Source organism: Arthrobacter sp. TJ-178, assembly GCF_058269275.1.
On the sequence record NZ_JBZCNK010000005.1, the window covers coordinates 134214 to 151831 of the forward strand.

At 64.7% G+C, this 17618-nt stretch carries 17 protein-coding genes and 1 pseudogene; 7 read left to right on the top strand and 11 right to left on the bottom strand.

Features of this window, described 5'->3' with window-relative positions; all coding sequences use genetic code 11:
• Positions 1-7: 7 nt before the first annotated feature.
• Positions 8-1027 carry a LacI family DNA-binding transcriptional regulator gene (locus AC4D2Q_RS14310; protein ID WP_490947195.1) on the bottom strand — a complete coding sequence of 340 codons (1020 nt, stop codon included), beginning with the start codon at positions 1025-1027 and terminating at the stop codon, positions 8-10.
• A gap of 204 nt (positions 1028-1231) precedes the next feature.
• Here AC4D2Q_RS14310 and AC4D2Q_RS14315 point away from each other — a divergent pair, with 204 nt between their 5' ends.
• From AC4D2Q_RS14315 to AC4D2Q_RS14330, 4 genes are read left to right on the top strand one after another with little or no spacing between them, the layout of a single operon-like run.
• Positions 1232-3145 carry a glycoside hydrolase family 127 protein gene (locus tag AC4D2Q_RS14315; protein ID WP_490947196.1) on the top strand — a complete coding sequence of 638 codons (1914 nt, stop codon included), beginning with the start codon at positions 1232-1234 and terminating at the stop codon, positions 3143-3145.
• Positions 3146-3165: 20 nt separating this feature from the next.
• Positions 3166-4479, top strand: a complete 1314-nt coding sequence (locus tag AC4D2Q_RS14320) for an ABC transporter substrate-binding protein (RefSeq protein ID WP_490947197.1) — start codon at positions 3166-3168, stop codon at positions 4477-4479.
• Complete coding sequence (locus AC4D2Q_RS14325) at positions 4476-5411, top strand: carbohydrate ABC transporter permease (RefSeq protein ID WP_490947198.1); 936 nt, start codon at positions 4476-4478, stop codon at positions 5409-5411. The genes AC4D2Q_RS14320 and AC4D2Q_RS14325 overlap by 4 nt, the downstream gene beginning before the upstream one ends.
• 6 nt (positions 5412-5417) lie before the next feature.
• Entirely contained in the window at positions 5418-6347 is a 930-nt protein-coding gene (locus AC4D2Q_RS14330; RefSeq protein WP_490947199.1) for a carbohydrate ABC transporter permease, read from the top strand.
• A 17-nt stretch (positions 6348-6364) separates the two neighbouring features.
• Here the strand turns inward: AC4D2Q_RS14330 and AC4D2Q_RS14335 are convergent, their stop codons facing one another.
• The 4 genes and pseudogenes from AC4D2Q_RS14335 to AC4D2Q_RS14350 all read right to left on the bottom strand — a co-directional run.
• Positions 6365-7192, bottom strand: a complete 828-nt coding sequence (locus tag AC4D2Q_RS14335) for a pyrimidine reductase family protein (protein ID WP_490947200.1) — start codon at positions 7190-7192, stop codon at positions 6365-6367.
• Positions 7189-8106 (bottom strand): dihydropteroate synthase, encoded by a 918-nt coding sequence (folP, locus tag AC4D2Q_RS14340; RefSeq protein ID WP_490947201.1) that lies wholly within the window; start codon positions 8104-8106, stop codon positions 7189-7191. Before folP ends, AC4D2Q_RS14335 begins: the two co-directional genes overlap by 4 nt.
• A 151-nt stretch (positions 8107-8257) precedes the next feature.
• Entirely contained in the window at positions 8258-8584 is a 327-nt protein-coding gene (locus AC4D2Q_RS14345) for a zinc-binding dehydrogenase (protein WP_490947373.1), read from the bottom strand.
• 15 nt (positions 8585-8599) lie between these two features.
• Positions 8600-8728: pseudogene (locus tag AC4D2Q_RS14350) on the bottom strand (hypothetical protein); the annotation flags it as partial.
• Between the two features lie 276 nt (positions 8729-9004).
• Between AC4D2Q_RS14350 and AC4D2Q_RS14355 the strand changes: the two are divergent.
• Positions 9005-10321, top strand: a complete 1317-nt coding sequence (locus AC4D2Q_RS14355) for an MFS transporter (protein ID WP_490947202.1) — start codon at positions 9005-9007, stop codon at positions 10319-10321.
• 675 nt (positions 10322-10996) lie between these two features.
• On the opposite strand, the gene AC4D2Q_RS14360 is transcribed toward AC4D2Q_RS14355, so the two are convergent.
• Positions 10997-12277, bottom strand: coding sequence for an MFS transporter (locus AC4D2Q_RS14360; protein WP_490947203.1), 1281 nt, complete (start codon positions 12275-12277; stop codon positions 10997-10999).
• 134 nt (positions 12278-12411) lie between these two features.
• Between AC4D2Q_RS14360 and AC4D2Q_RS14365 the strand changes: the two genes are divergently transcribed.
• Together AC4D2Q_RS14365 and AC4D2Q_RS14370 are read left to right on the top strand one after the other, a co-directional pair.
• Entirely contained in the window at positions 12412-13791 is a 1380-nt protein-coding gene (locus tag AC4D2Q_RS14365; protein WP_490947204.1) for an MFS transporter, read from the top strand.
• Between the two features lie 234 nt (positions 13792-14025).
• Positions 14026-14304 carry a hypothetical protein gene (locus tag AC4D2Q_RS14370; RefSeq protein ID WP_490925095.1) on the top strand — a complete coding sequence of 93 codons (279 nt, stop codon included), beginning with the start codon at positions 14026-14028 and terminating at the stop codon, positions 14302-14304.
• Positions 14305-14482: 178 nt separating this feature from the next.
• On the opposite strand, the gene AC4D2Q_RS14375 is transcribed toward AC4D2Q_RS14370, so the two are convergent.
• From AC4D2Q_RS14375 to AC4D2Q_RS14395, 5 genes are read right to left on the bottom strand one after another with little or no spacing between them, the layout of a single operon-like run.
• Positions 14483-15019 carry a GNAT family N-acetyltransferase gene (locus AC4D2Q_RS14375; protein WP_490947205.1) on the bottom strand — a complete coding sequence of 179 codons (537 nt, stop codon included), beginning with the start codon at positions 15017-15019 and terminating at the stop codon, positions 14483-14485.
• A gap of 3 nt (positions 15020-15022) precedes the next feature.
• A complete protein-coding gene (gene ribH, locus AC4D2Q_RS14380) occupies positions 15023-15505 on the bottom strand; it encodes a 6,7-dimethyl-8-ribityllumazine synthase (protein WP_490947206.1) in 483 nt (160 codons plus the stop codon).
• Between the two features lie 52 nt (positions 15506-15557).
• Positions 15558-16238 (bottom strand): GTP cyclohydrolase II, encoded by a 681-nt coding sequence (gene ribA / locus AC4D2Q_RS14385; RefSeq protein ID WP_490947207.1) that lies wholly within the window; start codon positions 16236-16238, stop codon positions 15558-15560.
• The gene (gene ribB, locus AC4D2Q_RS14390; protein WP_490947208.1) at positions 16235-16963 is read right to left on the bottom strand and encodes a 3,4-dihydroxy-2-butanone-4-phosphate synthase; all 729 of its coding nucleotides are present in this window, start codon (positions 16961-16963) and stop codon (positions 16235-16237) included. Before ribB ends, ribA begins: the two co-directional genes overlap by 4 nt.
• The gene (locus AC4D2Q_RS14395; protein WP_490947209.1) at positions 16960-17613 is read right to left on the bottom strand and encodes a riboflavin synthase; all 654 of its coding nucleotides are present in this window, start codon (positions 17611-17613) and stop codon (positions 16960-16962) included. Before AC4D2Q_RS14395 ends, ribB begins: the two co-directional genes overlap by 4 nt.
• Positions 17614-17618 lie beyond the last annotated feature (5 nt).

Consider the following 17618-nt stretch of genomic DNA (forward strand, 5'->3'; position numbering starts at 1 on the left):
ATGGTGCCTAGTCGTTGCCCAGCGTTGACGCCCGGGGCATTAAACGGGGTACCACCAGTTCGGTTCCACTGGCTGGGTTGCCGGCGATGGCGCCCAGCAGCAGTTCCGCTGCACGCCGGCCAAGGCGTTCAAGCTGCATGTCCACAGTGGTCAGCGGCGGACGGCTGGCCAGAGACATCACCTGCCAATCGTCGTAACCGGTCACCGCAATGTCCTCCGGCACGGAAATGCCCCTCTCCCGCAGCCGGTCACAGCCGCCCCGCGCCAGCTGGTCCGATCCGAAGACAATGGCGTCCACCGGAAGACCCTGCGGCGAGCTGTCAGCTCCCAAAACCAGGTCAACGCCCCGCCGCCCCCACCGCTCGCTCCACTCACCAAAGTGCGGCGGCCCTACGAGTTCCATGCCCATGGTGTTCAAGGCGCGGAGAAGGGCTTCACTGCGGACCTGGCTGATGTGCCGGTCCCCCGGCCCAGCGACGTGCGCGACCCGCCTTTTTCCGAGCAGGTGGAGGTGGCTCACCAGCTCCGCCACGCCGGCTCCGTCATCCGGAACCACGGATGCATCCGTTGGGTCGCTGGACGGGGCGAACGCATAAACAATGGGAACCGGCGCCTTGATCGGAGTACGGGGATCGGTGGTCCGCCCAGCAACGATGATCCCGTCCACCCTGCGCGCTATCAGGGTGCGGATGTGGTGCTGCTCGCGTGCCGGGTCATGCCGGGAGGTGGCAAGCAGCACGGAAATCTGGCCGTCAATGAGCGCATTTTCAGCGCCGAGGACCACGGGCAGCGAAAAGCGCCCGGCGTCGTCGGTGCTGAGCAACCCCACAGTGTAGCTTCGACCGGCCGAAAGGCCCCGTGCGCCCAGGTCCGGTATGAAGCCAAGCTCCTCGGCTGCCTGGCGCACCCGCATACGGGTGCTCTCCTTAAGGGATCCGGTGTTGTTCAACGCCTTGGAGACGGTGCTGGGCGTGACCCCGGCCAAGGCGGCAACATCGACAATGCGGGCTGGCTTGGTTCCTGTCATGCAGGCTCCTTCTTCTTCCGGAACTATTTTCCTGAGACGGCAGTAAGTGCTGTTCGAGGATGCTCCAGCACTCATGGTAATCGGCTTTTTCTAAAAGGATTGACGGCCTCCGTGATGGCCCCTAGTCTTTCGGACAACGTGTTCCTGATTTTCCCAAACTGTGTTCCTAAACGAAACATTCCTGCCATCTCAATGGAGAGAAAAATGACGGTCAGCACCACCTCAGAATCTGCCAACGGTCCCGCAGCCCCCACCGATTCCGCTGCAGTCTCACTGCGTCCCCTGGCCATCGGCGAAGTACGCATCACCGGCGGGCTGTGGCACCAGCGGGCCGAAGCGAACCGAGGCGCCGCCATACCCGAGGGCCTGGCGCGCCTGCACTCGGCAGGCAATATCAGAAACCTGGAAATTGCCGCCGGAACAGCAAAGGGCGAAGCTGTTGGGCCGGTATTTGCCGACTCGGACGTCTACAAATGGCTGGAGGCCGCAGCCTGGGAATACGCAAGGTCCGGCGATGAAGACCTCCTTCACGACCAGCTCGAACTCGCCCGAACCGTCGCCCGGGCACAGGCGCCGGACGGCTATATCGATTCCGTGGTGCAGATACGCGAGGGAGAACGCTATCGGGAGCTGCCCTGGAGCCATGAGCATTACTGCATGGGCCACCTGATCCAGGCCGGCGTCGCCCAGGTCCGGGCCACGGGCTCGCGCGAACTGCTGGACGTGGCGGTCAGGGCGGCCGACCACTTGGTGGACACGTTCGGCCCGGACAAACGGCACGATGTCGACGGGCACCCCGTCATCGAAACGGCGTTGGTGGAGTTGTACCGGGAAACCGGAACCCCGGAATACCTCACGCTGGCCAAGTACTTCGTGGATGCGCGCGGGCACGGGTTGATGGCCTCGTACGGCAAGGAGCCCACATATTTCTCCGATCGGGTCCCGGTGCGGGATGCCGACACTGTGGAAGGCCACGCCGTCCGTGCCGTCTATCTGGCCGCCGGTGCCGCGGACGTGGCCATGGAAACCGGCGACCAGGACCTGCTGCAGGCGCTGGAAATCCAGTACGCGTCCATGGAACGGTCCAAGCAGTACATCACCGGCGGACTCGGGTCCCGTTGGGAAGGAGAATCCTTCGGGGACCCATATGAACTTCCCACGGACCGCGGTTACGCGGAAACCTGTGCCGCGATCGGTGGGGTGCAGCTGGCGTGGCGCCTGCTGCTGGCCACCGGCGCCCCCGGGTACGCCGACCAGATTGAACGGATGCTCCTGAACGGATTCCTTGCCGGGATATCTCTGAGCGGCACCGAGTACTTTTACGTCAATCCGCTGCAGCTGCGCGGGGACGCCTCACCGGAGGAGAACCGCAGCCCCGCCCACGGACGCCGCGGCTGGTTTGACTGCGCCTGCTGTCCACCCAACATCATGCGCACCCTCTCCAGCCTTGACGCCTACATGGCAACTGTCGCCGCCGGGGAACCGGAGATCCCCACCGTACAGATCCACCAGTACGCTCCCTCCGCCATCCAGGCAGCCGGCCTCAACCTGACGGTGGAAACCGGCTATCCATGGGACGGGGACATACGGATACGGGTGGAATCTGCCCCGGCCACTGCCACGGCCATCGAATTCCGCGTGCCGTCGTGGGCACGGGGCGCAACGCTTGAGGGCCGTGCCGTTGACCCGGGGACGTATGCCCGCGTGGAGCGGACCTGGCACAGCGGCGACGAAGTGCTACTGCAGCTGCCGCTGGAACCGCGGCTGACCGCTGCAGACCCGCGTATCGATGCCGTCCGCGGCTGCGCGGCAATCGAATACGGACCCCTGGTCTACGCGCTGGAGCAGGAAGACCAGACGGCGCCCGTCGATTTCCTGTTTCTGTCACCGGAGGCACCGATCACGGCACAGCACCACCCTGATCTGCTGGGCGGCATTACGGTCCTGTCCGCCCGCGGCGCGGCGGGCACCCCACCGGCGGAGGCGCGCTCACCCTATGTACCTTTGGGCGGACCGCAGCCGCTGGTCAGCGGAAATCTCCAGCTCACTGCCATTCCGTACTATGCGTGGGCTAACCGCGGACCGCAGCCGATGCGCGTTTGGACACCGGTCCTTTAACCAGCCGAAGGGGAAAAGCAATGGCGCTTTCACGACGACACCTTCTGGCCCTAGCTGGAAGCGGATCCCTGGCCGCCATGCTGAGCGGCTGTGCAGGAAGGCTTGAACCAGCGGCCACATCAGCCGCGGGCTTTGGAGAAGGAGCTGAAGGCACCCTCTCCGTCTGGTGCCGCTCCGAGACACAAACCGGAATCAAAACCATGGTCGAAGCCTTCCACGCCGCCCAGGATCGCATCAGGGTGGAACTCACCCCGGTGCTGGGCGGCCAGTATGTGACCAAGCTGGCCACCGCCATCCGCGGCGGCCGGGTACCGGACCTGGTGGACATCGATGACATCAACTCGGCTCTATTCATCTACCGGGACGCGTTTACGGACCTCACACCGCTCATCGACGCAATCCCTGACAAGGAGCGGCTGAGTCCCGGCCACCTGGCACTCGCAGCCCGGGACGGAAAGTACTACGGTGCACCGTTTCTGGCGGATAACTCGGTGCTGTGGTGCAACAGTGAACTCTTTGACCGCGCGGGAATGGATCTGGACGAAACCACTTCCAGTTTCGAGGGTTATCTGGAGGCGGCCCGAGCCATTACCGCACTGGCGCCGGACACGTACGGTTGGACGTATCCGGGGAACTCCGCGGGAGCGCTAGGGTTCGTGGTGCAGCCGCACATCTGGGCGGCTCAGACGGATCTGATCGCTGAAGACATTGGAGGCCAGCGCGGCAACGTGGAGGGCAACGGGGCCGTCCGGTCCACGCTGGAGCTGCTGCGCACCATGTGGAACGAACAGCTGGTGCCACCGGCCAGTTTCTCCGACGACGCGTCACGCTGGGGCACGGACTTCCTGGCCGGCAAGGTCGGAATGATCCCCAGCGCCTACGGAACGGTGGTGCTGGGAAAGGACCCGGAATTCCTGAAGCGGGTGGAGGTGCGCGTCATGGCCGGGCCGGAGGGCGGGAGGGCCTTCTTCGACGGCGGCGACAACCTCTGCATTCCCAATGGCTCACGCAATCCGTCGGCGGCTTGGGAATTTGTCCGTTTCTGTCTGGATGTTCCGCAGCAGGCGACACTCCCGGCGGGCGGATTTACTCCCATCCGGGCCGATGTTGTGGACGACGCTTTCCGCGCCGCATATCCGCTGGCCACCGGACCGCTGGAGCAGCTGGACGCGGGCTACGCTCCACTGACGCTCTCTTATAACCGCATCTACAACCAAAGTGACGGCCCATGGCTGGAAATGTTCCGGCGCGCCGTGTTCGACGGACAGACGGAAGAAGCCATGGCAGTTGCCCAAAAGCATTATGACCAGATCCTGCAGCAGGGGGACGCATGACCACCACCTATCCCCCACGAACTGCCGATCCTGCGCCACCCGTCCAGCGGCGGAAGCGGGCAGGGTCACTGACACACCCCGCACGGGTCGGCCTCCTCCTGGTGGCACCGGCGGTGATGTTCGTCGTCGTCTTCGTCTTTGTTCCGCTTGTCGCCGCGGTGGGTATCTCCTTTACGAACTTCCCGCTGATCGGTCCCGTCAAATTCGTCGGGCTGGAGAACTTCCGGCTGGCGTTCAGCGATCCCGTGTTCTGGCGGGCCATCCTTTATACGCTCGTCTACACCGCGATTGTGACCCTGCCGATCCTGGTAGTGGGTTACGCCCTGGCCGTACTGGTCCGGGCGCGGCGGCGCGGCGCCACGCTGCTGCGGACCGTCTTTTTCCTTCCCTACGTGGTGGGCCTGACGACCGTCAGCTTCCTGATGCTTCTCGAAGCCCAGCCCAACAGCGGCGCGGTCAACGCGGTGCTGCGCTTCCTGGGCATCACTGACGGAACCACTGCATGGTTGGTAGACGGACCGCTGGCAACCGGGCTGATCATCGTGCTGGTGATCTGGAGTGTTTCCGGGCTGACCATGGTGCTGCTCATGTCCGGCATGCAAGGGATACCGCGGGAAGTTTACGAATCGGCTGAATTAGACGGGGCCTCCTGGTGGCAGGCCGAACGCCGAATCACTATGCCCATGATGCGCCGGACCATTGCCCTGACGGTCATCATCTCCATCATCGGTTCCTTTCTCGCCTTCACACAGTTCTACATCCTGACCCGGGGCGGGCCGGGGTCCGAAACAACAACCGTGGTCATGTCCGTATACCGCCGGGCATTCGTGGACCTTCAACTGGGCGCCGCCACGGCCATGTCACTCATTCTTGTTGCCATAACCGGCCTGGTGACGGCCGTCCAGTTTGCGCTCCTTCGAGAGAAACCGTGAGATCCCATGACAACGATCCAAGACACCGCGCCCCGGCAGCAGCACCAACGGAAAGCTCCGGCGCCGCGATCCCGGCGACCGTCCAGAAAATCGTCGGAAAACCGCGACAGCAGGACCAAACGCATCGGCTATGTGGTGGGCGGAGCCGGGGCGTTTCTGGTTTTCGCCGTGCCGCTGGTCTTTGCCCTGATCCGCTCCCTGCAGCCGAACGCCGTGGTGGTCAGCGCCCCTGATTCAGGAACGTTCTTCGACCTGACGCTGGAGAACTTCCGGGCACTGGCGAACCAGCCGCAGTTGGGCCGGTCCATCATCAACAGCCTTATCGTCTCCCTGTCGACGGCGGTTCTCACCGCAGTCCTGGCGGTATTCGCCGGCTACGGGTTCGCAAAGTTCCGGTTCCGGGGGGCGTCAGTGCTTTTCGCAGTCATCGTCCTGACCATGATGGTGCCCTTCCAAGCCATCCTGACGCCGCTGTACCTGCAGCTCAACACCATGGGCCTCACCGATTCACTCTTGGGACTGGTCCTCTTCTACACCACCGTTAGCCTGCCGTTCGGTGTCTTCGTGATGCGGAATTCCTTTGAAGCTGTTCCGGCGGAACTCGAGGACTCCGGCCACGTGGATGGGGCGGGCACCCTGCGTATCCTGGTCTCTGTAGTACGCCCGCTGATCATTCCCGGAGCAGCCACAGCAGCTCTGTATGCTTTCCTGGCTTCCTGGACCGAGTTCCTCGGTGCGCTCACATTTCTTACGGACGAGGACCTGTATACGCTCCCGGTCAGCCTGGTGAACCTGCAGCAGGGAACCTACGGACAGGTGAACTTCGGACTGCTGGCGGCCGGTGCCGTGATTGCCATGATTCCCTGCATCATTTTGTATGTGACGCTCCAGCGCTACTACGTTTCCGGTCTGGCCTCGGGTTCAGTCAAAGGCTAGTCGATGGCGAGAGACTTCTAAGTGTGCTGCCAGCTAAGTCTCTCGCCTTCACTCGGCTTAGGCGCCCGGTTCGACTTTGCCGCCGCATCGGCGCTGCGGTAGCGCAGAAGCAGCGTGTCGCCACCGCGGAGGACGTGCGCCAGCTCCAGACGGCGCGGGGGCACTGCCTCGGGCGCCCCGGACGTAATGCGGAGCGCGCTGCCCGCCGCCATCAACGGACTGACGGTCAGGCACAGATCGTCCACCAGCCCATCGGTTTGGAATGATCCGAAGAGCCGGGGGCCGCCCTCGCAGAGCACCCGGTGGAAGCCGTGCTGCGCGAGCACGGCTGCCGCCTGCTTCGGTTCCACCGTCCGCTCCCCCGCCGGAACGACGTCGGCAACCCGTTCCAGCGCTGCCCTGCGGTCCGCGGGTGCGGCCGCTGCCGTCAGGATCAGGGGCCGGACCGGAGCCTGTTCAAACAGCGGGGCATCCGGGTCCAGGTCCAGGGTTCCCGAAACAATAGCCAGCCCCGGATGGGCAGGCATCCCCCGTGACTCACGCCAGGCCTGGCTCTCCGCACCCAGGAGTTCCCCGGCGTAACCCTCGGCGCGCACCGTCCCCGCGCCCACCAGGATGACGTCGGCGGTCTGCCGGAGCAGTTCAAACACCCGGTGGTCTGCGCCGTCACCGAGGGCGCCGGAGCGGCCGTCGATTGCCGCGGCGCCGTCGGCTGAGGCTACGAAATTGAACCGGATATGCGGGCGCCCGGGCCGTGTCGGAGGAACATCCCAGGCGTAAGCTGCCATGAGTTCGTCGTCACTGAGCTCAGCCGCGGAGCCCGCGGCAGTGATGGCTGTGGTCATGCGAGCGCGGCCGGTTCGTTGAAGTCGCCCATGTTGTGGCGAAGATAGGCGGGCTCCCGCCATCCGAGGATGGCTTCGGTCATCCGAATGGCGGAAGCTGCGGCGGTGACATTGTGCATCCGCAGAATTCGCGCGCCGTTCAGGATGCTGGCGACTCCCGCCGCGAGGGACCCTTCCGTGCGGTCCGCCTTTGCTGCGTCCAGGGACTCCCCCACAAAGTCCTTATTGGAAACCGCTGCAAGCACCGGATATCCCAGTTCTGCCACCTCGGCGAGCCGGCGGGTGAGCTCAAGGGAATGGAGGGTGTTCTTATTCAGGTCGTGGCCGGGATCAATGATGATGCTTTCCGGAGGGACTCCCAGTTCCTGCGCATACCCGCTGCGCCGGCGCAGGAACTCCGCTACCTCGGCGACTACGTCTGCATACTGCGGACGCGGATAAGCGGTGCGGGGCGCCGCGAGGCTGTGGGTGATCACCAGATGCACCCCTGCAGCCGCCGCCACCCGGGCCAGGTCCGGGTTGGCCAGGCCGGTGGTGTCGTTGATGACGGTGGCTCCTGCCTCAATGGCCGCTTCTGCCACTGCGGGCAGGAACGTGTCCGCGGAAATAATTACGTCACTGCTTTCCCGGACGGCCCTGATGACCGGAACCACCCGGGCGGCCTCCTCTGCGGCATCCAGGGCAGGACCCGGCGCAAACGGTACGCCGCCAATGTCCACCCAGTCGGCGCCGTCGCGCACTGCCTGCAGCGCCGCTCCTACCGCAGCGTCCAGTGCAAACGTTCGGCCGCCGTCGTAAAAGGAATCCGGAGTGCGGTTGATGATGGCCATCAAGGCCACCTGGCGGCGGAAATCCAGGGTGCGTGCCCCGATCCGATGTACCGGGTGCAGCAGCGGTGGTTGATACAAACTCATGGTTGAATCCTACGGCGACTGAATCCTACGGCCCGGGAAAACCAGCTGTCCGTCAGCGAGCCACCGGCCGTAGCGGGTTTCCCAAGCGGCCACCTGCTCCGGAGTATGCAACGTGGAGAACGGCGGATGGACAGTTGCTTGACGATTGCCGTCATGCGATCCGCCCGTCCCCGTAGTTGATGGCGGCGTCGAAGCCGAGTTCCTCCACCAGATACCCGGCCTTCTCAATGCTGCCCGCGCTGCCGATGACCGTCTTCGCTCCGAGGGCCTTGGCGATTTGCCCGGCCAGCGAACCAACCCCTCCGGCGGCGCCGCTCACAAACGCCACGTCCCCCTCCTGAACCGCTGCCACATCCGCCACCACGTGATACGCGGTGACACCCTGGTTCAGGACGTATTCGATGCCGGGAAAAACTCCCGTCGGAACAGGCCGGAAAAGGGACGCGTCTCCCACGCTTTCCTCGCGCCAACCGCTCATATGCTGTACGGCTGTCCCAACTGGCACACCGGATGCAGACTCGACGACGGTTCCCACGGCGCCGCCCCACAGAGGAGCGCCCACCGGATAAGGCGGCATCGGCAGGAACTCGTTGCTGCAGCCAGACAAGATCAATGAAGTCATCGAGCTGGATAAACGCACTAACCCATAAAAAGCAGCACCACCCTATCCAAAGGAAGCTGATCACCATGGCAGGCGAAACCACCCTCACCGTTAGCGGAAACCTCACCACCGACCCCGAACTGCGCTTCACCCCCAACGGACGGCCTCAGAATCCCTTGATAATCAGCTAGGTACTATGTGAAGACCATTGGGCCGGGAAGACGTGGATTCCACGCCCGGCTGAAAGGGGGACAAGGGTTTGAGGGGGCCATGCAACCGACGATCCTTACATTGGGTATGAAACTCCGAAACAACTCAGCCTTCGTCCGATTTTGGCTTGCATCGACCGTTTCAGATTTCGGCACGTACATCACAACGGTGGCGCTATCGGTTCTGATCCTTGTGTCGTTGAATGGCACCGCTTTGGACCAAGGTCTGGTCAACGCTGCACGTTGGGCACCCTACCTACTCTTTGGGTTACTCGCCGGGATCTGGGTGGACCGCTTCCGGCGACGCACGGTCCTCATCACCGGCGACTTCGGGCGGGGTCTGATTCTGGCGACGCTGTGCCTGCTCGGTGCGCTGCAGCTCCTCAACGTTCCTACTCTGATGGTGTTGATGTTCGGTTTTGGGACACTGGCGTTGATGAGCGACGCCGCGTACCAATCCTTTCTGCCAAAACTCGTCCCTAGGCCTCTTCTCACAAGAGCCAATGCTCGACTGCAGCAAAGCGACACAGTCGCTCAAACTACGGGAAGTGCGGTAGCCGGCGGCTTGGTCGTCTTGGTAACGGCACCTTTCGCTCTCCTGCTAGGCGCAATAACTCACTTCGTTTCGGGGGCGGTACTGCTGTCCCTGAAACACGCCGCGGCTGACAAGTACCCCTTGCGCACGGCAGGGTCCGTGCCTCGCAAGGTAGGCGAGGGTCTGCGCTGGATCTACCGCCACCCTCGGCTCGGACCATTAGCTTGGTCCAGCCACGCCTGGTTTATGGGCTCCGCGATGATGGGGGCAGTCCTTCCGGCACTGGTATTGAATGACCTGAGAATCGGTGCGCTGGGACTCGGTCTGGTTCTCACTGGTGCAGGAATCGGTTCCGTCGTGGGAACCCTCATCTCAATACGTATAGGGCAGCGGTGGGGTACCGGTAGAACGATCGTCACTGCTCGACTCATCCAACCGGTAGCGCTTGCGCTGATCGCCTTTTCTCCGCTGGTTGCTGCCGCATACGGTCCACTGACTGATCAAGCCTATGGATCGCCTGCTGCCTGGCCGACACCGCTCTGGGCCGCTTTCGCCGTCGCCGTGGGAGGACAGTTCCTTTTCTGGATGTCGATGGGCTTTGAGGGCCCTCTGGAGATGGGTTACTGGCAGGCTGTAACGCCGGACAAACTCATCGCAAGAATGAGTGCCACCAGACGCTCTATGAACCGGGGAATGATCGTCCTTGGCGCACCCCTCGGAGGCTTCGTTGCCACCATCACAAGTTCCTCCATCGCCCTCTGGGCCGCCGCCGGAGTCATGTTGCTGTCAGCTTCGATGCTGCTGTTCTCCAAGTTCCGAAAGGCAAACGTCGAGCACGATCAACTAACCGATGAAGAAGCCCTCACCTGATCGCACGCTAAGGGGCCCCTTAACGCACGTCCTACCGCAAATCTGCTGACTTAGACTCCCTATAGGCATGCTCGATGGTGCTTGCGTAGGGGGGTGAGCGCCTTGCAGCTACCGAACGTTCTTTTCGAGTAATAATCATCTCGTTGATGCCGTAGGGCACGATCAACGCAAGCGGCAGGAGGATCGTGACGTACCACGGACCTAGGTTTAGCAGCATCGGAACGAAGGCCAGGACGAAGAGGACTTGGTGGATGATTCGGTAGGACTTCATGTCGACGACCCTACTGTGGTCAGCCTTTCGGCAACATAGCGGAAAGTGGGAACCCGTTCAGGCCGGCGCCCTGCGCCCGGGCAGACGGAAACTCGAAGAAGAGTAGCACCAACCGCAGACGTCAGCGGCCGCAACTCGGTGTGCGTAAGCCGGTCCTCCAGCGCGACGCGCGACCACCGCTTCCCCTCCGCGGACATAGCTATGTCGATGCTGGCGCCGCGGATTTGCGTATGCCTCGCCCGCAAGGATGCGCGGTGCGGTGGCCCGAGCGCTACAGCTGGGTGCATGCAACTACACGTCAGCGCTGATGCCCGGGCGGGCACGAATACGAGAGGTGCCCGCGGGAGAAGGTCCTGTACAAGTGCCACTGCGTATATGCGGACCAAAGCTGGCCGCCAGTGCTCCTACCGTGGTTGGTGTCCGGCAGATGCCGGGCAGTCGTCCAGACCAGAGGAATTTAGGTCGGACAGGACCAGGGCTGCGACGGCGGCGCAGACTACGAACGTTAGGGCGCCGGCAAGCGTCGGCAAGGCCATATGCCAAGACGCGAGGACACCGCCCACAGCAGACCCGAGCGCGAGTCCCAGCAACCCCAGGACCCGGGAGGACGCATTGACCCGGCCCCGAAGGTCATCCGGCACGAGATGCTGGCGAAGCGACGTTGCACAGATCCCCCACACCACCGCGTGGAAAATGTACGCCGCCAAAAGCAGTGCAGCCGCTAACCCGCTGCGGGCGGAAGCCAGCGCGCCGAGGGACCCGGCACCGATCAACAGGCTCGCCACGATTGTCCACCGGTATCCGAGCCGGCGGCGGATCCGCGGCGCAGCATAAGATCCGGCCAGTCCGCCGAGCGCCGAGACGGAGAGAATCATGCCGTAGCCCACGGTATCGACGTCGAGCTGCTGCTGGGCAAAGAGGACCAGAACGGAGAAGGGAAGCATGTAGCCGACGCTGGCCAGGGCGCCGGTAAGGGCCAGCCCGCCGATGACCCGGTGCCGGGCCAGCCATCGTATGCCCGCTGCGGCCTCTGTCCACAGCGGGGCCCGTCCGGTTCCCGCTGAAGCCGGCCCAGCGGTAACCGGTCCAGCGCTAACCGCCCCGGCGCGGGACGAAATCACGCCGCGCTTGGGCAGCGCCAGCGCCAGGAACCCGGCCGCCGCCCACAGCCCGCCCATCGCGTACACCGGTGCCGCAGCGGCAAAGGCAAAAAGAAATCCGGCCAACGGCGGGCCGGTGAACTCGTCCGCAATGAGCTGGGCAGCCGAAAGGCGGCTGTTCGCCCGGTCCAGGTTGCGGCTCCGGACGACGGCGGGCACCAGCGACACGGCTGCGTTGTCCGCCGCGCTTTCCAGGACGCCGATGAGTGCGAACGCCCCGTAGAGCAGGAGCAGTCCGCCGATCCCATAAGAGACGCATAAGGCGAGGGCCAGGACCGCGCCGCCGCGCAACAGGTTCGCTGCCGCCAGCAGGGACCGCCGGTCCGCGCGGTCCACCCACACGCCAAGCGGAAGTGCGGCGAGCAGGCGTACCAGCGCGTACACCGTGGCGAGCCCCGCAACCCACCGCGGATCATCAGTCAGGGACGCGGCCAGCAGCGGCATGGAAACGAAGGCCAGTCCGTCAGCCAGGTTGGACGCCGCGTTGGCGCCCCACAGGACATGGAAGGCGCGGCCAAGGGACATCAGCCGAGCGTACCTGCAGCGGCACCAAGCCGGGTAACATCCGGGTCCGGTTCAGTGTCGCCCCGCCTGTCCAAACCCGACACCGGATGCCAGCATGGAGGCACACTCCCCGGATCCGGAAGGACCCCCACGCAATGGCAGGTGCAGCCACCCGCGCATCGGGACGGGGAAGGCTGCTGGCAGTTGCGATCCTCGCCTCGTTCGTCGCCTTCCTGGACGGTTCCATCGTGACGGTGGCCCTGCCCGCCCTCAGCGCCGACCTCGGCGGCGGACTGGCCACCCAGCAGTGGACGGTGAACGCCTACACCCTGACCCTGGGCGCATTAATCCTGCTCGCCGGTTCCCTGTCCGACGCCTTCGGCCGGCTGCGGGTCCTCCGCCTTGGCCTGATCGGCTTCGGCGCCGCGTCCCTGGCCTGCGCTCTTGCGTGGGATCCGACGCTGCTGGTCATCGCCCGCGCCGTCCAGGGCATGACGGCGGCCCTGCTGGTCCCGGGCTCGCTGGCACTGATAACGACGGCGTATCAGGGCGCCGCGCGTGCCCGCGCCATTGGTCAGTGGACGGCCGGAACGGGAACGGCAGCCATCATCGGCCCGCTGCTGGGCGGAGTCCTGGTGGATCTGGCCAGCTGGCGGCTGATTTTCGCCGTGAACGTGCTGCCGGTGACAGTGACGCTGATGCTCACGGCCGGACTTCGGGAGAGTGCGCCACGGCGAAACACAGCACTCGACGTTCCGGGCGCACTGCTGGCCGTGGCGGGACTGGCGGGGCCGGTCTATGCCCTGATCGAGCAGGACCGGCTCGGGTGGCGGGCTCCCGCCGTCGTCGTGCCCCTGGTCCTGGGGCTTGCGGCGCTGGGGCTTTTCTTCCTCCGTGAGGCCCGCGCGCCCGCGCCGATGATGCCGCTGTCCCTGTTCCGGACCCGGAATTTCCGCTACGGAAACCTGGTGACGGCCGCGGCCTACGCAGCCATCTCACTGGGTTCCTTTTCGATCACCGTTTTTGTGCAGGAAGCAGCCGGATTCAGTGCCATCGAAGCCGGCTTCATCTCACTTCCGCTGCCGATCGCCCTGCTGCTGCTGTCCCCCTACATTGGCAGCCTGGCGGGAAAGTACGGGCCCCGGCTGTTCATGACGGCCGGACCTGCCATCTGCGGAACCGGATTCCTGCTGCTGCTGGCAGTGCAGCCGCCTGTGGACTTCCGAACCGAACTGCTGCCGGGGCTGGTGCTGTTCGGAGTCGGGCTCGGCATCATGGTGGCACCGCTGACCACCGCGGTCCTGGGCGAGCTGCGGGAAGACGACGCCGGGATAGGCTCCGCGGTCAACAACGCCGTGTCGCGGGTGGCCGGGCTGATCGCCGTGGCCCTGGTCGGCACCATTTCCGGCGGAGCCCTGGGCTACAGGGGTTTCCGGCAGACCGCCCTGGCCACAGCAGTGCTCTTCTTCGCTGCAGCGCTGACAGCTGTGCTGGGCATCCGGAATCCGCGGCCGCCGGACCGCCAAGCTGGATGACGGATCATGAGGATGAACGGTGCCGGCACCGGTTAGACATAGAAGCCCTGGCGCCGTATTGGACTGAGTGCAGTCACTATCAGTATGCTTATTATCAGTAGGCTTGCTATCGTAAAAATATACAGCTAATGTCTACAGTGTAGAGAAGTTGTCGACATGGTTCCCAAAGCGGAATCAGCGTCCACGTGGCCCAAGGCCGCTCTCACCCCACTACTTCCAGGAGATACAAAGCACATGGCTACGCAGACCCATAACAACACCAACACGGTTCACGCCAACGAGAACGACATCAAGGTTTCAGCTCGCACACTTGAGTTCGTCCTCTATGTCCTGGCCGTCATTGCCACGATCATCACGGCAGCTGTTGTCGGAGACAATGCCAGCGAAAACGGCGTTGACGCATTCGACGCCAGCCAGGCCATGCAGTACATCACCTGGCTGACGGTTGGCTTCATGGTCGCCCGCGGCCTGGCCAAGTCGGGTAACCGCGGCCGCATCAACAACAACGCCTAACAAGCGCTTCAGCTCAACGCGACGGCGCGCCATCCCACACCGGATGGCGCGTCGTCGTTTTTAATGTGCAAACCGCCGCGGCCGCAGCGCGCGCCCCGAACACGGTGCCGGCGGCCACGGGAAGTTCAAAGCTGCCGGGAACCCGAATCAGCTTCGGCAGCCGCCGGAGCCATCCCGGTTACCGATGGTCTGCTGCAGGGGGCCGCGTCATCCAAAGGCCGCCGGTACTCTGACCCTGGTCGGCCACAAAGCCGAAACGTGAATACAGCCGGGCGCTGGCCTCGGTGGTCGACTGCAGATGAACCGTATCGGTGCATCCAGCCAGCCGGTGCTCGAGCAAAGAGCTGCCGATTCCCTTTCCGCGGCCCTCTTCGGCAACGGCAATACCCTCCAGCAGCCACCCGCCGCGTGCCTTGCGCTGCCGTGGTGCAAACAACCGCTCAGTCCGTCCCATCAGGCCTCTCGGGCGCTGGCCCGGCGGATACCACAGTGCCACTCCCACGAGGCGGTCTCCGTCCCAAGCGCCATCCGCGTTGGACTCCGGAAGCAGTTGCCGAAGGCAGCGCCGGTAGTAACTCGTCAGCACCGGGCGGATCAGGCTCCGGATGCGGATGAGACGCTGAAAGCTCGGGTCGGCTGCAAAAACCGTCACGAGGATGTCCAGCGCTGCATCCTGTTCCCTGCCGGTCAGCGGCCGGACGTTGATTTCCGTCATCGTTCACACGCCCGCGCCGCGCAGAGCCGCCACGGTATTCACCGCGGCCGCCACCGCCTCGTAGCCCTTGTCCTCCGAGGAACCCGGCAGGCCCGCCCGGTCCAGGCCCTGCTGTTCGGTGTCACAGGTGAGCACGCCAAAACCGATGGGCGTTCCGGTGCGGACGCTGACCTCCGTCAGACCGGTGGTCGCGGCCGAGCAGACGTAGTCGAAGTGCGGAGTCCCTCCGCGGATGACGACGCCGAGGGCCACCACGGCGTCATAGTGCGGTGCCAGCCGGGCGGCGGCCACGGGAAGTTCAAAGCTGCCGGGAACCCGGATCAGCTTGGGCAGCAGCCCGGCATCCGCCACGGCTCGCAGGGCTCCGGCGATCAGGCCGTCCATGATTTCGGTGTGCCAGCTGGCGGCGACAATCGCCACGCGAAGATTCAGGCCCTCGGCCTTGATGCTGCTGACGTCGTTGTCCGGTGCGCCGTGTCCGCTCATGGGTTCTTCTCCTGATGTTCGATTCAATGGTGGTGAGGTGAGGGGCAGACCGTTAACCCTGCCGGACGGGCTGCGTGCGCAGCATCGTCAGCCGGTGGTCCATGCGGTCCCGCTTGGTCTGCAGGTAGCGTTCGTTTTCTGCCCGGACCGGAACCTCCGAGGGCACCATGGCCGCGACGGTGATTCCATAGTGCTGCAGCCGATCCCGTTTGGCCGGGTTATTGCTCAGCAGCCGAATCCGGTTCATTCCGAGGGCGTGCAGGATGTCCGCGGCGGCCTCATAATCGCGGGCATCCACGGGCAGGCCCAGCTGTTCGTTCGCGTCCACGGTGTCCGCTCCGGCCTCCTGCAGAGCATAGGCACGGAGTTTGTTGGCCAGACCGATCCCGCGTCCCTCGTGTCCACGCAGGTAGAGCACGCTGCCTCCGTGCAGGTGAATCAGTTCCAGTGCCTGCTCCAGCTGTTCGCCGCAGTCGCAGCGGTAGGAGCCAAAAACGTCACCGGTCAGGCATTCGGAGTGCAGCCGCACCAGCGGAGCGGCCGGACCGCCGCCGTCGGCCTCCGCCCCGGCGGCGTCCTGCTGGATTCCCGTTCCGGGGGCGGACACGCTCAGATGTTCAGCCCCGGTGCGCCGGTCCGTCCACGCCTGGGCGGTGAAGTTGCCATAGGGAGTAGGCAGGTGGACTTCGGGGCCGGGAACGACGCCGGCGGGCAGGTTCTGCGCCTCGCTCACGGCCGGTCCTCCCCGCCGGCACCGACAACGGGTCCGGAAGCACCGTCGACGGCCCGGGCCGGAGCAAGACCGTTCAAGTGCGTCACCAGATCGTCGATGGAGATCAGCGGTATTGCGTGGGTGTCAGCAAAGGCGCGCAGTGCCGGCAGCCGCATCATCGGCCCTTCATCGTGGACCAGTTCCGCGATGACGCCCACGGGGGTGCAGTTCGCCAGCCGGGCCAGCTCCACTGCCGCCTCGGTGTGTCCGCGGCGGCCGCGGACGCCGTCGTCGTGCGCGCGCAGCGGAAAGATGTGTCCGGGACGGTGCAGATCCGACGCCGTCGCGGCCGGATTCGCCAGCACCCGGGAGGTGAGCGCGCGGTCAGCTGCGCTGATGCCCGTGGTCACGCCCTCCGCGGCATCGCAGGACACCGTGTACGCCGTGCCCTTGGCGTCCTCATTCACGGCGGTCATCGGCGGCAGGTTCAGCCGGTCAGCGAAATCGCCGGGCAGCGGAACGCAGATCACGCCGGAGGTGTGGCGGACGGTCCAGCCCATCAGCTCGGGCGTTGCGTGCTGGGCGGCGAAGATGATGTCGCCTTCGTTTTCGCGGTCCTCATCGTCCACGACGACGACGGGACGGCCCGACGCGATGGCCTGGATTGCTGCGGGGATGCTGTCCAGCAGGATCAGTCCGCGCGTAACATCGGCGCGCGCGGCGGCCCGGCGGGTCCGGATGTTCATGCGTGTCCTCCTTCCGCGGCGGGTGCCGCAGCCGGTGACGCGGTGAAGGCGAGCAGCCGTTCAGCGTACTTGGCGAGCACATCCACTTCCAGGTTGACCGCTCCCCCGACGTCGAGTGCACCCAGGCCGGTCGCCGCCAGTGTTGTAGGAATCAAACCCACCTCAAACCACTGCTGCGGCTCTTGGGCGCCACTGACCGCGGTGACCGTCAGCGAGACGCCGTCCACCGCAATGGAACCCTTTTCCGCGATGTACCTGGCCAGCTGCAGCGGCACCGAGAAGCGCAGCCGGTCCCAGTTGCCCGCGTTTTCCCGTTCCAGCAGTTCCCCGACACCGTCCACGTGACCCTGGACCACATGGCCGTCCAGCCGTCCGCCGGCCGGCACGCAGCGTTCCAGATTGACCTTCATTCCCGGACGAAGCCTGCCCGTGGTGGTCCGGTCCAGGGTTTCGCCCATGACGTCCAGAGAGATCCGGTCTCCGTCCAGAGACGTCGCCGTGAGGCAGACACCGTTCACGGCGATCGATCCGCCCGGCTCCAGTCCCTCTCCCGTCGCGGGAGCACTGATGACGAGTACGGCTGACTGCTCGGCAGTGCTCGGATTCAGGGATACAACGCTGCCCTGTTCAGCGACAATTCCGGTAAACACATGTG

Bases quoted from the DNA above. Each gene is read 5' to 3' on its own strand.
- AC4D2Q_RS14370 (WP_490925095.1), top strand. From the start codon at position 14,026: ATGGCTACGCAGACCCATAACAACACCAACACGGTTCACGCCAACGAG.
- AC4D2Q_RS14330 (WP_490947199.1), top strand. From the start codon at position 5,418: ATGACAACGATCCAAGACACCGCGCCCCGGCAGCAGCACCAACGGAAA.
- AC4D2Q_RS14320 (WP_490947197.1), top strand. From the start codon at position 3,166: ATGGCGCTTTCACGACGACACCTTCTGGCCCTAGCTGGAAGCGGATCC.
- ribB (WP_490947208.1), bottom strand. From the start codon at position 16,963: ATGAACATCCGGACCCGCCGGGCCGCCGCGCGCGCCGATGTTACGCGC.
- ribH (WP_490947206.1), bottom strand. From the start codon at position 15,505: ATGAGCGGACACGGCGCACCGGACAACGACGTCAGCAGCATCAAGGCC.
- AC4D2Q_RS14325 (WP_490947198.1), top strand. From the start codon at position 4,476: ATGACCACCACCTATCCCCCACGAACTGCCGATCCTGCGCCACCCGTC.
- AC4D2Q_RS14315 (WP_490947196.1), top strand. From the start codon at position 1,232: ATGACGGTCAGCACCACCTCAGAATCTGCCAACGGTCCCGCAGCCCCC.
- AC4D2Q_RS14375 (WP_490947205.1), bottom strand. From the start codon at position 15,019: ATGACGGAAATCAACGTCCGGCCGCTGACCGGCAGGGAACAGGATGCA.
- AC4D2Q_RS14335 (WP_490947200.1), bottom strand. From the start codon at position 7,192: ATGACCACAGCCATCACTGCCGCGGGCTCCGCGGCTGAGCTCAGTGAC.
- AC4D2Q_RS14345 (WP_490947373.1), bottom strand. From the start codon at position 8,584: ATGAGCGGTTGGCGCGAGGAAAGCGTGGGAGACGCGTCCCTTTTCCGG.
- folP (WP_490947201.1), bottom strand. From the start codon at position 8,106: ATGAGTTTGTATCAACCACCGCTGCTGCACCCGGTACATCGGATCGGG.
- AC4D2Q_RS14360 (WP_490947203.1), bottom strand. From the start codon at position 12,277: ATGTCCCTTGGCCGCGCCTTCCATGTCCTGTGGGGCGCCAACGCGGCG.
- AC4D2Q_RS14365 (WP_490947204.1), top strand. From the start codon at position 12,412: ATGGCAGGTGCAGCCACCCGCGCATCGGGACGGGGAAGGCTGCTGGCA.
- AC4D2Q_RS14355 (WP_490947202.1), top strand. From the start codon at position 9,005: ATGAAACTCCGAAACAACTCAGCCTTCGTCCGATTTTGGCTTGCATCG.
- AC4D2Q_RS14310 (WP_490947195.1), bottom strand. From the start codon at position 1,027: ATGACAGGAACCAAGCCAGCCCGCATTGTCGATGTTGCCGCCTTGGCC.